At 72.4% G+C, this 12,733-nt stretch carries 15 protein-coding genes; 6 read left to right on the plus strand and 9 right to left on the minus strand.

The genetic code is table 11. From position 1 onward, the window contains the following. The first annotated feature begins 126 nt into the window (after nt 1-126). Nucleotides 127-1,515, plus strand: coding sequence for an MFS transporter (locus tag HNQ07_RS10775; protein WP_229831947.1), 1,389 nt, complete (start codon nt 127-129; stop codon nt 1,513-1,515). Between the two features lie 67 nt (nt 1,516-1,582). On the opposite strand, the gene HNQ07_RS10780 is transcribed toward HNQ07_RS10775, so the two are convergent. The 7 genes from HNQ07_RS10780 to HNQ07_RS10810 all read right to left on the minus strand — a co-directional run bounded on the left by HNQ07_RS10780 (nt 1,583) and on the right by HNQ07_RS10810 (nt 7,353). Next, the gene (locus tag HNQ07_RS10780; RefSeq protein WP_184111637.1) at nt 1,583-2,290 is read right to left on the minus strand and encodes an ABC transporter ATP-binding protein; all 708 of its coding nucleotides are present in this window, start codon (nt 2,288-2,290) and stop codon (nt 1,583-1,585) included. After that, nucleotides 2,283-3,104 carry an ABC transporter ATP-binding protein gene (locus HNQ07_RS10785; protein WP_184111639.1) on the minus strand — a complete coding sequence of 274 codons (822 nt, stop codon included), beginning with the start codon at nt 3,102-3,104 and terminating at the stop codon, nt 2,283-2,285. The genes HNQ07_RS10780 and HNQ07_RS10785 overlap by 8 nt, the downstream gene beginning before the upstream one ends. Continuing rightward, nucleotides 3,097-4,113, minus strand: coding sequence for a branched-chain amino acid ABC transporter permease (locus HNQ07_RS10790; RefSeq protein ID WP_184111641.1), 1,017 nt, complete (start codon nt 4,111-4,113; stop codon nt 3,097-3,099). Before HNQ07_RS10790 ends, HNQ07_RS10785 begins: the two co-directional genes overlap by 8 nt. Next, nucleotides 4,110-4,970, minus strand: a complete 861-nt coding sequence (locus HNQ07_RS10795) for a branched-chain amino acid ABC transporter permease (RefSeq protein WP_184111643.1) — start codon at nt 4,968-4,970, stop codon at nt 4,110-4,112. Before HNQ07_RS10795 ends, HNQ07_RS10790 begins: the two co-directional genes overlap by 4 nt. A 69-nt stretch (nt 4,971-5,039) precedes the next feature. After that, complete coding sequence (locus HNQ07_RS10800) at nt 5,040-6,176, minus strand: ABC transporter substrate-binding protein (RefSeq protein ID WP_184111645.1); 1,137 nt, start codon at nt 6,174-6,176, stop codon at nt 5,040-5,042. A gap of 359 nt (nt 6,177-6,535) precedes the next feature. After that, a complete protein-coding gene (locus tag HNQ07_RS10805) occupies nt 6,536-6,916 on the minus strand; it encodes a hypothetical protein (protein ID WP_184111647.1) in 381 nt (126 codons plus the stop codon). A gap of 212 nt (nt 6,917-7,128) precedes the next feature. Next, nucleotides 7,129-7,353, minus strand: a complete 225-nt coding sequence (locus HNQ07_RS10810; protein WP_184111649.1) for a hypothetical protein — start codon at nt 7,351-7,353, stop codon at nt 7,129-7,131. Between the two features lie 370 nt (nt 7,354-7,723). On the opposite strand from HNQ07_RS10810, the gene HNQ07_RS10815 reads away from it, so the two are divergent. Further along, nucleotides 7,724-8,146: an acyl-CoA thioesterase gene (locus HNQ07_RS10815; RefSeq protein ID WP_184111651.1), complete on the plus strand. Its 423-nt coding sequence runs from the start codon at nt 7,724-7,726 to the stop codon at nt 8,144-8,146. Further along, complete coding sequence (locus tag HNQ07_RS10820) at nt 8,143-8,751, plus strand: histidine phosphatase family protein (RefSeq protein ID WP_229831948.1); 609 nt, start codon at nt 8,143-8,145, stop codon at nt 8,749-8,751. Before HNQ07_RS10815 ends, HNQ07_RS10820 begins: the two co-directional genes overlap by 4 nt. Before the next feature lie 77 nt (nt 8,752-8,828). On the opposite strand, the gene HNQ07_RS10825 is transcribed toward HNQ07_RS10820, so the two are convergent. Together HNQ07_RS10825 and HNQ07_RS10830 are read right to left on the minus strand one after the other, a co-directional pair. Then, nucleotides 8,829-9,488: an HD domain-containing protein gene (locus HNQ07_RS10825; protein WP_229831949.1), complete on the minus strand. Its 660-nt coding sequence runs from the start codon at nt 9,486-9,488 to the stop codon at nt 8,829-8,831. Further along, the gene (locus tag HNQ07_RS10830; RefSeq protein ID WP_184111653.1) at nt 9,485-10,009 is read right to left on the minus strand and encodes a DinB family protein; all 525 of its coding nucleotides are present in this window, start codon (nt 10,007-10,009) and stop codon (nt 9,485-9,487) included. The genes HNQ07_RS10825 and HNQ07_RS10830 overlap by 4 nt, the downstream gene beginning before the upstream one ends. A 113-nt stretch (nt 10,010-10,122) precedes the next feature. On the opposite strand from HNQ07_RS10830, the gene HNQ07_RS10835 reads away from it, so the two are divergent. The 3 genes from HNQ07_RS10835 to HNQ07_RS10845 are packed head-to-tail and all read left to right on the plus strand — an operon-like array spanning nt 10,123 to nt 12,732. Next, nucleotides 10,123-10,953 (plus strand): response regulator, encoded by an 831-nt coding sequence (locus HNQ07_RS10835; protein ID WP_184111655.1) that lies wholly within the window; start codon nt 10,123-10,125, stop codon nt 10,951-10,953. Between the two features lie 34 nt (nt 10,954-10,987). After that, on the plus strand, nt 10,988-11,575 hold the full coding sequence (locus tag HNQ07_RS10840; protein ID WP_184111657.1) for a hypothetical protein: 588 nt from the start codon (nt 10,988-10,990) through the stop codon (nt 11,573-11,575). After that, nucleotides 11,572-12,732 carry an MFS transporter gene (locus HNQ07_RS10845; protein WP_229831950.1) on the plus strand — a complete coding sequence of 387 codons (1,161 nt, stop codon included), beginning with the start codon at nt 11,572-11,574 and terminating at the stop codon, nt 12,730-12,732. The genes HNQ07_RS10840 and HNQ07_RS10845 overlap by 4 nt, the downstream gene beginning before the upstream one ends. Nucleotide 12,733: the final 1 nt, after the last annotated feature.

A 12,733-nucleotide genomic window follows, 5' to 3' on the forward strand; every position in this document is an offset into this window, starting at 1 on the left:
TGGGTGGCTCTGTGCCGCTGAGGATACACACCGCTCTGCGTGCTCCGGTGGAGGGCCGCTGCCCCGCGCTCCCGCCGTCCCGCTGCTCCGGCCAGCCGCCGGGCGCCCTGTGCGAGCATGGCGGTCATGAGCCGCGCCCTGAGCCCCTCGCCCACGGCGCAGCACCCGGCGCCGCCCCTGGTCCCCCGCACCCTGGGGGTGGGGCTGATCCTGGTCGTCATGATCGTCGCGTTCGAGGCCATGGCGGTTGGCACCGTCATGCCGCGCGTGGCGTCCGACCTGAACGGGCTGGCGCTGTTCGGCTGGGCGTCCAGCGCCTTCTTGCTCTCCAGCCTGTTCGGCGCAGTGGCGAGCGGCACGCTGGCCGACCGGTGCGGGCTGGCGCCGGGCACCGTGGTGTCGCTGGCGCTGTTCGCGCTGGGCCTGCTGGTGGGCGGCACGGCCGCCTCGATGCCGGCGTTCGTGCTGGGCCGCGTGATCCAGGGGCTGGGCGCCGGCGGCCTGGGCGCGCTGCCGTGGGCGGTCATCACGACGCGTTACCCGGAGGCGTCGCGGCCCCGCATGCTGGCGGCCATGTCCAGCGCGTGGCTGCTGCCGGTGCTGGTCGGCCCCCTGATCGCCAGCGTGATCGCGGACCAGTGGTCGTGGCGACCGGTGTTCTGGGGCCTGGTGCCGCTGTTGCTGCTGGCCGCGCCGCTGTGCGTCCTGCCCCTGCTGGCCCGGCATGGAGGAGCTGGAGCTGAGCGGTCTGGGCCGCCGGCGCCCAAGCGGCAGCTGTGGCCGGCGCTGGGCCTGCTCGCCTCGGCCGGCGCCCTGATCGAGGGCCTGCGCCGCCCGGACCCTCTTGCCCTGGCAGTGGCCGGCGTGGGGCTGGTGGGCCTGCTGGTCGCGGCCCGGCCGCTGTTCCCGGTGGGCATGGGACGGCTCGCACCGGGCCTGCCCCGGCTGCTGGCGCTGCGTGGCCTGCTGGCGTTCGCGTTCATGGGCTCCGGCACGTTCCTGCCGCTGGCCCTGCACGACCTGCGCGGCCTGAGCCTGAGCGGCGCGGGCGTGGTGCTCAGCGTCGGCGGCGTCACGTGGACCGCCGGGTCGTGGCTCCAGGCGCGCATCGAGCGGCGCTGGAACGGCGCGTACCGCACCCTGACCACCCGCGCGGCCATGGTGTGCGTGGTGCTGGGCCTGGGCCTCACGGCCCTGACCACCCTGGGCGCCCTGCCGCTGTGGTGCGTGTACGCGGGGCAGGTGCTGGGCAGCCTGGGCATGGGCATCGGCTACAACGGCATCAGCCTGAACGCGCTGGCCAGCGTGCCCGCCGCCGAGGCCGGGCGCTCGTCGGGCCAGCTGGCGAACATCGAGACCCTGATGGTCGCCCTGGCCGCCGGCATCGGCGGAGCGCTGATCGCGCGCGTCGAGCCCCTGCAGGGCGCGTTCACGCTCGCCTTCGGCGTGGCCCTGCTGGCCGCCCTGATCGCGGTGGTGGCCGCCCTGCGCCTCCGGCTGTCCGCCGCCGGGTAGGCAAGGCTCCTCAACACGGCGACGCGCCGGACCCTGTGCCTCCGGCGCGTCTGCTCCACAACCGGCCCTACACGCCCAGGTACGCGCTGCGCACACGGTCGTCGGTCATGAGCTCGGCGGACGTGCCCTGGAGCGAGATCCTGCCGCTCTCCAGCACGTAGCCCCGGTGCGCGATGCCCAGCGCCGCGAAGGCGTTCTGCTCGGCCAGCAGGACGCTGACGCCGGCCTCGTTCACGCGCTGCACGGTCTGGAACACCTGTTCCACCACCAGCGGCGCCAGGCCGAGCGACGGCTCGTCCAGCAGCAGCAGCGAGGGCCGCGCCATCAGCGCGCGGGCGATGGCGACCATCTGCTGCTGCCCGCCCGACAGGCTGCCGGCGGGATCGTGGCGTTTCTCGACTAGGATCGGGAAGAGGTCCATGACGCGCGCCAGTTCGCGCGCCGTGCCCGCCGGATCGCGCCGGTGCACGTACGCGCCCAGGCGCAGGTTCTTCTCCACGCTCAGGTCCGGGAACAGCAGGCGGCCCTCCGGGCACTGGGCCACGCCGTGCGCGACATTGAATTCGGGCCGGCCGCCGGTCAGGGACGTGCCGTTCCAGCGGGCCGCGCCCCCGGCCGGCCGCTGGAGGCCCGAGAGCGTGCGGAACAGCGTGCTCTTGCCCGCGCCATTCGCGCCGAGCAGCACCACGATCTCGCCGGGGTTCACGCTCAGGGTCACGTCGTGCAGGGCGGTGAACGTTCCGTAGTTCACGCGCAGGTTCTGGATCTCAAGCATGGCCGGCCCCCACGCCCTGGCCCATCTGGCCGCCGTGCGCGTGGCTGCCCAGGTACGCCGTGATCACGGCCGGGTCGCGGCTGACCTCGGCCGGCGTGCCCTGCGCGATCAGTTGCCCGTGGTGCAGCACCAGAATCCGGTCGGCCAGGCCCATCACCAGGCTCATCTTGTGCTCGACCAGGGCCACGGACAGGCCGCCCTGCACCAGCTCGCGGATCAGGGCCATCAGGCGCACCGTTTCGTCGGGGTTCATGCCGGCGGCCGGTTCGTCCAGCAGCAGCAGCGCGGGATCGCTGGCGAGCGCCATGGCGATGCCCACGCGCTTCTGCCCCTCCTGCGTGAGGGCTCCGGCAGGCCGGTGCGCCTGCGGGGCCAGCCCCACGCGTTCCAGGGCGCGCATGGCGCCGGCGCGGCTGGCGTCCTCGTCGCGCTTTTCACGACCGGTGCGCAGCAGGGCGTCCAGCAGCCCGGCCCGCGTGCGGACGCGGTGGCCGATCATGACGCCCTCGAGCACGCTGAGTTCCCTGTAGATCGTCGTGGTCTGGAAGGTGCGCGCGACGCCGCGCGCCACGACCTGATGCGTTTTCAGGCGCGTGACGTCCTCGCCCCGGAAGCGGATGGTGCCGGCCGTGGGCACATAGAAGCCCGAGATCAGGTTGAAGAAGGTGCTCTTGCCCGCTCCGTTTGGCCCGATGATCGCGGTGATCTGTCCGGCCGGAATGCTGGCGGTCACGTCCTTCACGGCGTCCAGCCCGCCGAAGCGGATGCCCAGCCCCTGGACGTCCAGCAGTCCCTGCATGGGTGCCTCAGGCATGCTGATCCCCCACCTCGCGGCCCGCCTCGGCGCGGCTTTCCGGGCCGGTCTCGGGGGCCGTACCGGTGCGCCGCGCCCGCAGCCGTTCCCACACGCCCACCAGGCCGTGCGGCGCGAACATCACCAGCAGCACCAGCAGCGGCCCGAACACGATGTACTGGTAGTCCTGGAGTCCCTTGAGGCCCTGCGACAGCCCGTACATCAGGCCGGTGCCCACGAGCGGCCCCGCCAGGGTGCCCAGGCCGCCCACCAGCACGTACAGCAGCACCGTGAAGGTCGTGACCGGCCCGGTGATCGCGGAGCCCAGAAAGCCCACGTACACGGCGTACAGCCCGCCGGCGAAGCCCGCGATGGCGGTCGAGAGCATCATGGCGCGCAGCTTGTGCGCGACGACGTCGATGCCGGCGCTGCGGGCCAGATCCTCGCCGCCCCGGATGGCGAGCAGCGAGCGGCCGAACACGCTGGCGCGCGTGCGGGCCACCACGACCACCGTGACGGCCAGCGCGAGCAGCGCGAGCAGGTAGTACCCCCCCGCGAGCTTCAGGCCGGCGGCCTGCGACATGGCCGACAGACCCGCCGGCGCGGCCACGCCGTTCAGGCCGTCGTTGCCGCCGGTCAGGGCGTCCCACTTGTTGATGATCAGGGCGATGATCACGCCCACGCCCAGTGTAAAGATGGAAAACGCGTCCCCGCGCGTGCGGAACGCCACCAGACCCAGCAGCAGGCCGCCCACAGCGCACAGCAGCACGCCCGCCGGCCACGCCACCCAGAAGCTCCACCCGGCCTTCAGGGTCAGAATCCCGACCGTGTACGCCCCGATGCCGAAGAAGCCCGCGTGCGCCAGCGGCAGCAGGCCCGCGTAGCCCAGCATGACGTTCAGGCCGTACGCGACCATCGCCCAGATCATGACGTTCACGGCCACGTCCAGCAGGTAGCCGCTCGGCCCCAGGAACGGCACGGCGGCCGCCACCACGAACAGCGCGGCCCAGATCCACCCGCCGCGCGTCACGTGCTCCTCCGGAACAGGCCCTGGGGCCGCACGGCGAGCACCACGACCAGCATCGCGAAGCCGATCACGTCCGCGAAGTCCAGGTTGATGTAAAAGCCCCCGAACACCTCTGCCAGGGCCAGCAGGAACGCGCCCACGATGGCGCCCGGCACGCTGCCCATGCCGCCCAGGATGATGATCGCGAACACCTTGAGGTTCATGACCTCGCCCATGCTGGGCGCCACCGAGTTGATCGGCGCGATCAGGGCCGCCGCGACCGCCGCCAGCCCGCCGGAGATCGCGAAGGTCAGCATGCCCACCCGGCCGGTGTCGATCCCGACCAGCCGCGCGCCCTCGCGGTTCTGGCTCATGGCCTCGATGGTCGCGCCGGTCAGGGTGCGCTTGAGGAAGAAGTTCAGCCCCAGCATGGCGACCACGCTCGCCGCGATCACGATCAGGCGCTGCCACGTGAGGGTCACGCCGCCCAGGTTCACGATGCCGGGAATGGGCTCGGGGATGCGCTTGAAGTCCGGTCCCCAGATGAGCTGCACGGCCGCCTCCAGGAAGAACAGCACGCCGATGGCCGCGATCATGGGGTGCACGTGCGGAGCGCTGCGCAGCGGCGAGAAGATCACCCGCTCGAGCAGCGCCGCCAGCAGCGCCACCGCGGCGCCCGCGAGCAGCAACGCGGGCACGTAGCCCACGCCCAGGCGGTCGAGCGCGGCGTAGGCCACGTACGCGCCCAGCATGTACAGGCCGCCGTGCGCGAAGTTCGGCACGCGCATCACGCCGTACACCAGCGTCAGGCCCAGCGCCACCAGGGCGTACACGCCGCCCAGCGCCAGCGCGTTGAAGAGTTGTTGCAGAAACGTCGTCAAGGGGGACTCCAGGGGTGAGGCCGGTAGGACAACGCGCCCCGCGTGCTCACGGGGCGCGGCAGGGCGCGCTTATTTGAAGGTGGTCGTCAGCCGCAGGCGGGTGTACTGGCCGCCCTTGACGCTCGCGACCACGAAGGCCGCGTCGGCGTGCCCGCCGGCCGTCACGCCGCTGAGCTTGAACACCGTCTTGCTCTGGGGGAGGGCCTTGGCGGCGGCGTCCAGCTTGGCGCGGATCGCCGCCGGGTCGTCGGTGGTGCCGGCGAGTTCCATCGCCTTGGCGATCACGTTCATGCCCATGTAGTTCAGCGCGGCCTCGCTGGTGGGAATCTTCTTGTACAGCTTCTGGTACTGCGCCACGAACACCTGCGTGCCCGCGAACTCCTTGACCGGCAGCACGCCCACGCTGCCGTCCAGGTACGAGCGCGGCACGACCTGGTCCATCTGCTCGAACTTCGCCTGGTCCATCACGATGAAGCCGCCCTTGAAGCCCTGCTCGCGCGCGGCCTTCACGACCAGCGCGGTCGGCTGGCTGGGCCCGCCGATGAACAGCACGTCCGGCTTCTCGGCCAGGGCCTTGGTCACGGCGCTGGAGTAGTCCACGGTGGTGTTGTAGTCCACGCCGTTGTTCCCGCCGACCGTGCCGCCCTGCTTGGTCCACTCGGCGCTGATCGCCTCCGTCCACTGCTTGCCGTACGCGCTGGTGGTGCCGATCAGCCCCAGCTTCTTGCCAAAGGCCTTCATCTGCGTGGCCACGAAGGGCTGCACGTAGTTGTCGTAGCGCGGCGGCAGCATGAAGGTCAGCGGGTTGTTGCCCGCCAGGATCTTCGGCTCGCTGGAATACGCCACCAGCAGGAACTTGGGATCGCCGGTCGTCATGGGCTGCACGGTCAGGATGCCGCCGGCGTGCGGCACCACGATCACGTCGATGCCCTGGCTGGTCAGCCGCTTGACGTTGGTGGCGGTCTCGTTGGGCAGGTAGCGGTCGTCGAGGGCCACCAGCTTGAAGGTCACCTTCTCGCTGCCGACCGTCACGCCGGTCTTGTTCAGCTCGGCAATCGCCATGTCCAGGCCGCTCTGCACGTCCTTGCCGTAGAACGCTGCCGCGCCCGAGAGGGGGCCGCTGTAGCCGATGTTCACGACCTTGTCCGCCAGGGCGGTCGAGGCGCTCAGCAGGGCCAGTGCGGTGATCCGGTGGAGTCGTTTCATAGTGAACCTCCGGCGTCCAGGGGCCGGGCTCGCGCAGACGGCTCCTTGAACGGGGTACAAGTTGTGGGTACTGCGCATGGTCTCATGGGCATGCGGGGGTGTCAATCACTGCCCTTCACCCGGCGGGTGGGAACGGAACTCGCCGCGCCGCGTTTCCGTGCCGGGGCCAGGAGAACTGGCGGGGTTCACGCGGGGCAGGTGTGATGGCGGTCCCGTCGGGCGGGCCGTTCAGGAGGCAGCCGCTGCTGTGGGGATTCGGCACCCACCGCCATGCCTGGGCCCCGGGACCGGCCGACTGGCGACGCGCGCGTCGAGCCCGACCCCCACTGGTTCCTGCTTCGTCCTGGCCCGGGTATGGTCTAGCGCTGCTCTCGCGGCCGACTGGACGCCCTGCGGCCGGTCCGTGTGGTCGCGGGCTCAGGAGTCGTCAGCGCGAACCACGTGGCCAGCGCCGTGTCCTGGCGGCAGGCCGGGCCTGGAGAGGTGATGTCTGCGCACAGGAAGCTGATCAGCGGAAACGAGGTCCGCTGCACCTTCAGGATGTAGGCGCCGTGTTCCGAGCAGGGCATGACCCGCTGCTGTGGGCAGCAGAAGGTCACGGAGACCACTTCGCCCGCCCGGATGCGCGTATGGCTGGACGTGAGCACCTCGCCCTGGAACCGCCGACGGGGCTGGCTCGGCTCGCCCTGCCAGAACCCGGCGATGCACAGGGCGAGCGGGTTCATGCTGATCGGCGTCATGAGACCAGTGAAGCAGCCTTCATCCGGACCGTAGCCAGAGAGTTTCCATGCATGTCTTGGCCGACTTGAAGGTGGCCTTAAAAAACTGCTGAACGACGCTTTAAGGGCCGTTCATCCATGAAGATCCAGTTCCGATCGCTCCAGAGCGCCGCTGTCTCGACAGTGAACATGCGCCCCGATGTGTCCAGGGCGCATGCGGGTTGAGATGGAACTCAGGGCACGCGGTACAGCGTTGGGCCTTCCTGCACCACGACCAGACGGCCCAGCCGGGCAAGCTGGCGCGCGAGGACGCGGAAGGGCATGGTGTGGCCCACAGGGGCCGTGCCGAACAGCCGCAGCGCCGTCTCCCGCTGAAGGTCAGACGCAGACAGCTCCGTGCCGCTCGGCAGGTCGTGGATGATCTCCAGGGCTGTTGCAGTCACGACGGGGGAGGTCATACCCCAGTTATGACGGACCGACCGCTCGGGTTTCGGTAGAAATGCCACAGCCGGGACGACGCTCAATGCCGGGTGAATCCATATGAGCGAATGGTGTCTGGCACGGAGTCCTAGGTGAGAAGACGCTCAATGCCGGCCCGTCCAGATGCGGGCCAGGAATAGTCTCACCGGGACCGCTGGCCCCGCTCCCTCATGGGCCAGTCACCGGCCCATGGTGGACAACACGCCTGCTCCCTGCGGGTCGCCTGACGCTGCCCCTGTACACTCACGGCCGTGCCGAGGTGCGCGAAGTCGCCCTCACGCGGGAGCGTTGCCGGACCTGATTCCAGGGCCTGAACGACCCCGTAGGTGTCAGCGAGGCGTGCGAATGATGAGCGAAGGCAAGAAGACCGTGCGCCAGCAGGGCGCGAAGATGCTCGAGCTGGTGTTTCCGAAGGACACCAATTACCACGGCACGGCCTTCGGCGGGTGGGTGCTGTCGCTGATGGACAAGGCGGCCAGCATTGCCGCCGTGCGCCGTGCCGGCGGGAACGTCGTCACGGCGCGCATGGACGGCATCGATTTCCACGTGCCGATCCGGGTGGGCGACGCGGTGGCGCTGGACGCGCAGGTGGTGCGGGTGGGCCGCACCAGCATGACCATCCGGGTGGACGTGTACCGCGAGCACATGGCATCCGGCGAGCAGGAACTCGCGACCAGCGGCACCTTCGTGTTCGTGGCGCTGGACGAGCACGGCGCGCCCCGGCCCGTGCCGCCGCTGCCGGAGGGCACTGCGCCCGGAGCGCAGCCGTGACCCTGCACCTCACCCTGGTGCGCCACGGCGCCACCGACTGGAACGGCGCGGGGCGCTGGCAGGGCTGGACCGACACGCCGCTGGGCGCGCACGGCGAGGAACAGGCGCGGCGGCTGGCCGCCCGGCTGGCGTCCTGGTCCTACGACCGTGTGGTCAGCAGCGACCTGATCCGCGCGGTGCGGACGGCGGAGCTGAGCGTGCCGGGCGCGCCGATCACGACCGACGCCCGCCTGCGGGAACTGCGCTTCGGCAAGTACGAGGGCGCCGGGACGAATGATGTCCTGCACGACCCGGAGTACCACGACTGGCAGCGCGATCCGTGGAACCTGCCCGCGCCCGGCGGCGGGGAGAGCATGGCCGAGGTCGGCGCCCGCCTGCACACGTGGGCGCAGGAGCTGCCGGACGGCCGGGTGATCGCGTTCTCGCACGGAGCGGCCATCCGGGCGCTGCTGTGCGTGCTGTTCGGCTGGCCGACGCTGCCGGTGCCCGGCTACGTCCTGCCGTTTCCGTACGTGCTGGCCCACACCAGCCTGACCCGCCTGGAGCGCCGCGACGGCCGCTGGACGCTGGTCACGTACAACGACCACGCCCACCTGGAGGACTGACAGCGGTGTTCCGTTCCGTCGAGGGGCCAACAGCGCCCCTCAACTTCACTCCAACCGCTGTGACCTCTGCCCGGGCGTCAGTCGGGCGGCGCGACGTCCAGTTCGCTGGCGAGTTCCGCCAGGAAGGCGCGCATGGTCAGCGTGCGCCGGCGCGCCTCGGCCTGCCCGGTGGGTGTGTGGAACGTGCCGTCGAGCCGCAGCAGCTTCGTGAAGAAGTGATCCACGGTGTACGCGAGGTCGTCCGGCTCCCGGTCCTGTGCCCACGGATCGGTCGGGTGCAGCAGCGCGCGGCCCAGCTGCCCGCCCACGCCGGCCACCCGCAGCACGCCCAGCGCCCCCAGAGCGTCCAGCCGGTCGGCGTCCTGTAGGGCCGCGCCGAGTTCGGTGGCCGGCACCGCGCCGCGCGAGTACGAGTGGTCGCGCACGGCCAGCGCCACCCCCTGCGCCTCGGCCGGCGTGAAGCCCAGGCCGGGCAGGGTGTCCAGGACCGCCTGCGCGCTGAGTTCGCTGGCCTGCGCGCGCTGCGGGTGGTTCTTCGGGAGGTTCACCACGTCGTGCGTGAACGCCGCGGCGATGGCGACCCCGGCGGGCAGGTCCGGCGCGCAGCGGCGCGTCCAGCGGGCCACCCGCAGCAGGTGCGCGTCGTCGTGGGCGGCGTCGCCCTGCATGTGCGCGTGCACCCACGCCCACACGGCGGGCAGCCGCGGGTCCTGGGCCAGGAGTTCCTCCAGGGTCACGCCCCCGCCTCCAGCGCCTGCCGGGCCTGGGCGAGGTGGTGGCGCAGGTGCCAGTCGTGCTTGGCGACCAGCTGCCACAGATCCTGCTCATCCTCCTGCGGATGCAGGATGCGCGTGTCGAAGGCCTCCACGTCCACGCCCAGCAGCAGCGCGGTCCAGTGGGCGGTCGCGGCGCCCATCAGGGTCAGCGCCACGTCCACGGGCAGGGTCGCGTCGGGCAGGGTCAGCCACGCGTCCTGATCGAAGGGCTGGATCACGTAGCCCGGGGTGGTCAGGGCGGAGCGCAGGCGGTTCAGGCCGTGCAGGTGCGCGTCGGCCGTGTGGTGTGCGAGCTGCGCCACGCTCCACGCGCCCGGCCGGGACCGCCGGGCGAGGCCGGGAGCGTCCAGGGAGGCGAGCAGCGTGCGCCACTGCGCGCCCGCCATGGTCATGCGCTCGCTCACGTCCCGCAGCGCGGCGCGGTCACGGGTGGGCAGGGGCGCGATGCCGCCGATCGGGAACGTGGTCGCGGAGCCGGTCATGCCCGGAGTATGCCAGCCGGGGGCAGCCGGTCGGGGGCCGGCGGGCCGGAAACCTCACGAAGTGGCGCGGGGCCGTAAGGCAGGGGTGAGCACGCCGCGCCTACCGTGGAGTCATGACCGGCTCCCTGCCCCGGCGACCCGCCGTCCTGATCGTGGACGACAGCCCCGGTGTGCTGACCGCCATGGAGCGGCTGCTCTCGCCGCACCTGCCGGTGCAGGTGGCCGACAGCGCCACCGCCGCGCTGCGCGCCATCACGCCCGACACCGCGCTGGTGCTCGCGGACATCCGTATGCCCGGCATGGACGGCCTGGAACTCGCCCGCGCGCTGCACCAGGGCCGGCCCAGCCTGCCGGTGGTGCTGATGACCGGCGTGGTCGAGGACGGCCTGCGCAGCCGCGGCCGCGAACTGGGCGCGCTGGACGTGCTACGCAAACCCCTGCGGCCCGACACGCTGCTGCCCGCCCTGAAGGACTGGCTGGCGCCCCAGTACCCAGACCTGGACCTGACCGTGGCGCCCGGCAGCGTGACCAGCGGCCCGGTCCGGCCGGTGCTGGGAGCCTCCACCGGGCGCGCCGCGCCGGCCGATCCCGGCGTGGCCGCCCAGGCGCTGCTGCGGCCCCTGGCGCTGATGCCCGGCGTGATCAGCGCCGCGCTGTTCGCGGAGGACGGCACGCTGCTGGGCGTGCACGGCGGCATGGGCTTCCAGGTGGGGGCGTACCTGCGGTTCCTGGCGACCACCGCGCAGACGCTGGGCACGCACGTGGACGCGCAGGCGGACGTGCGCGCCGCGCAGCTGGAGTTCGGTGACCGGGTGCTGGTCGCGTGCTTCCGGCCGGGCGAACTGCTGGCGGTGCTGGTGCGCGACACGCCCGCCGCGAGCGGCGTGAAGGGCTGGGTGCGGCAGCGCTGGGCCGACGCCGCGCCACGCCCGGCCGCGCACTGACCACCGGCCCGCGCGGGTGCTCTACCCTGCACGCATGTTCACGATCGCCGAGGCCGCCGCACGGAGCGCCGCCGAGACCGGCCCCGAGACGCAGCGTCTCGCCGCGCGGGGCGTGCCTGGCGTGGTCGTCCCGCCCGCCTTCGAGGAGGCCTTCTACCGCGACGGCAACCTGCCCGAGCAGCTGCGCCGCGTGTTTGCCGCCGTCAATCCCGCCCGCATCGACGAGGACGCCCTGGAGCCCCTCGTGGCGCGGGCGCAGGCCCTGATCCGCACCACGTACCTGCTCGACGACGCTGTGCAGGTCTTCTACCGCGCGCTGGCTGCCGCCGGGCTCGACCGGGGCGAGTTGCACGTCCGGCGCCCCGGGACCCTGAGCGCCGAATCCGCCCTGGTCATTCCGCCCGGCACCACTGCCCTGCACGCCGTGAAACGCCTATGGGCGCAGGACTGGGCCTTCGACGCCGTCCTGTCGCGCCTGGACGACACCGGCAGCGTGGCGCTGGAGGCCCGGCCCACCCTGATCATCCCCGGCCCGCCCGGCTGGCCGGACGCGGAACGCGCCGCGGTGCTCGGCGTGGAGGTCGCGCTGGTCAGTCCGCTCGGTCTGGTCGGCCTGCCTTGAGCGCCGCTCCCCGCCCGCCGTCCGGGTGGCTGCTGGGCGCGCTCGGCACCCTGGTGTTCCTGAACGTCTACGCCCCGCAGAGCCTGCTGCCCGTGCTGGCCCGCGAATTCCACGCGGGCGCCGCGCAGGTAGGCGTGGTCGTGGGGGCCACCATGCTCGCCATGGCGCTCGCCTCGCCGCTGGTGGGGGTGCTCGCGGACGCGCTGGGCCGGCGGCGCACGGTCGTGGGCGCCTTCGCGCTGCTGGCCGTGCCCGCGCTGCTGGCCGCGCACGCCCCCACCCTGGACGCCCTGAACGCCGCCCGCTTCGCGCAGGGCCTGCTGATCCCCGGCGTGATGGTCGCCCTGACCGCGTACATCGGCGAGGAGATCCCCGCCGCCGCGCGCGCCCGCGCCATGACCATGTACGTGACCGGCACCGTACTGGGCGGTTTCCTGGGCCGCTTCCTGGCCGGCGTGATCGACGCCCGCTTCGGGTGGCACGCCGCCTTCTGGGGCCTGGCGGGCTGCGCGGTGGTGGGCTTTCTCCTGGCCCTCACGGGCCTGCCGCGGGAGCGCGCGTTCCGGCCCAGCCGCGACCCGCGCGCCGTCCTGGCCGGTCTCGTCACGCACCTGCACACCCCCGCGCTGCTCGCCACCTGCGCGGTCGGCTGCCTGATCCTGTTCACGCTGGTCGGCACCTTCAACACCCTCACCCTGCGCCTGGCCGCCCCGCCCTACGACCTGAACTCCGCGCAGACCGGCGCCATCTTCGCGGTGTACCTGCTCGGCGTGGTCATCACGCCCGTCGCCGGGCCGCTCCTCGCCACGCGCGGCCCCCGCTTCGCCCTGCTGACCGCCGTGGGCGCCAGCGTGACCGGTCTGCTGCTCACGCTCACGCCGGCCCTGCCGCTGATCGTCGCGGGCGTCGCCGCCGGGGCATGCGGCGTGTTCCTGGCGCAGTCCGCCGCCCTGGCCGCCGTGCAGCGCGCCGTCACGCAGGCCCGCAGCCTCGCCTCGGGCCTGTACCACGCCTCGTACTACGGCGGCGCGGCCGTCGCCAGCGTGGTCGCCGGCCACGTCTTCGAGGCGGGCGGCTGGCCCGGCGTCGTGCCGCTGGTCGTGCTGAGCATGGCGCTGGCGGGCGTCGTGGGCGTCCTCGGGTGGAAGCGGACGTAGA

Origin of the sequence: Deinococcus metalli (assembly GCF_014201805.1) — a bacterium.
Lineage (GTDB): Bacteria > Deinococcota > Deinococci > Deinococcales > Deinococcaceae > Deinococcus > Deinococcus metalli.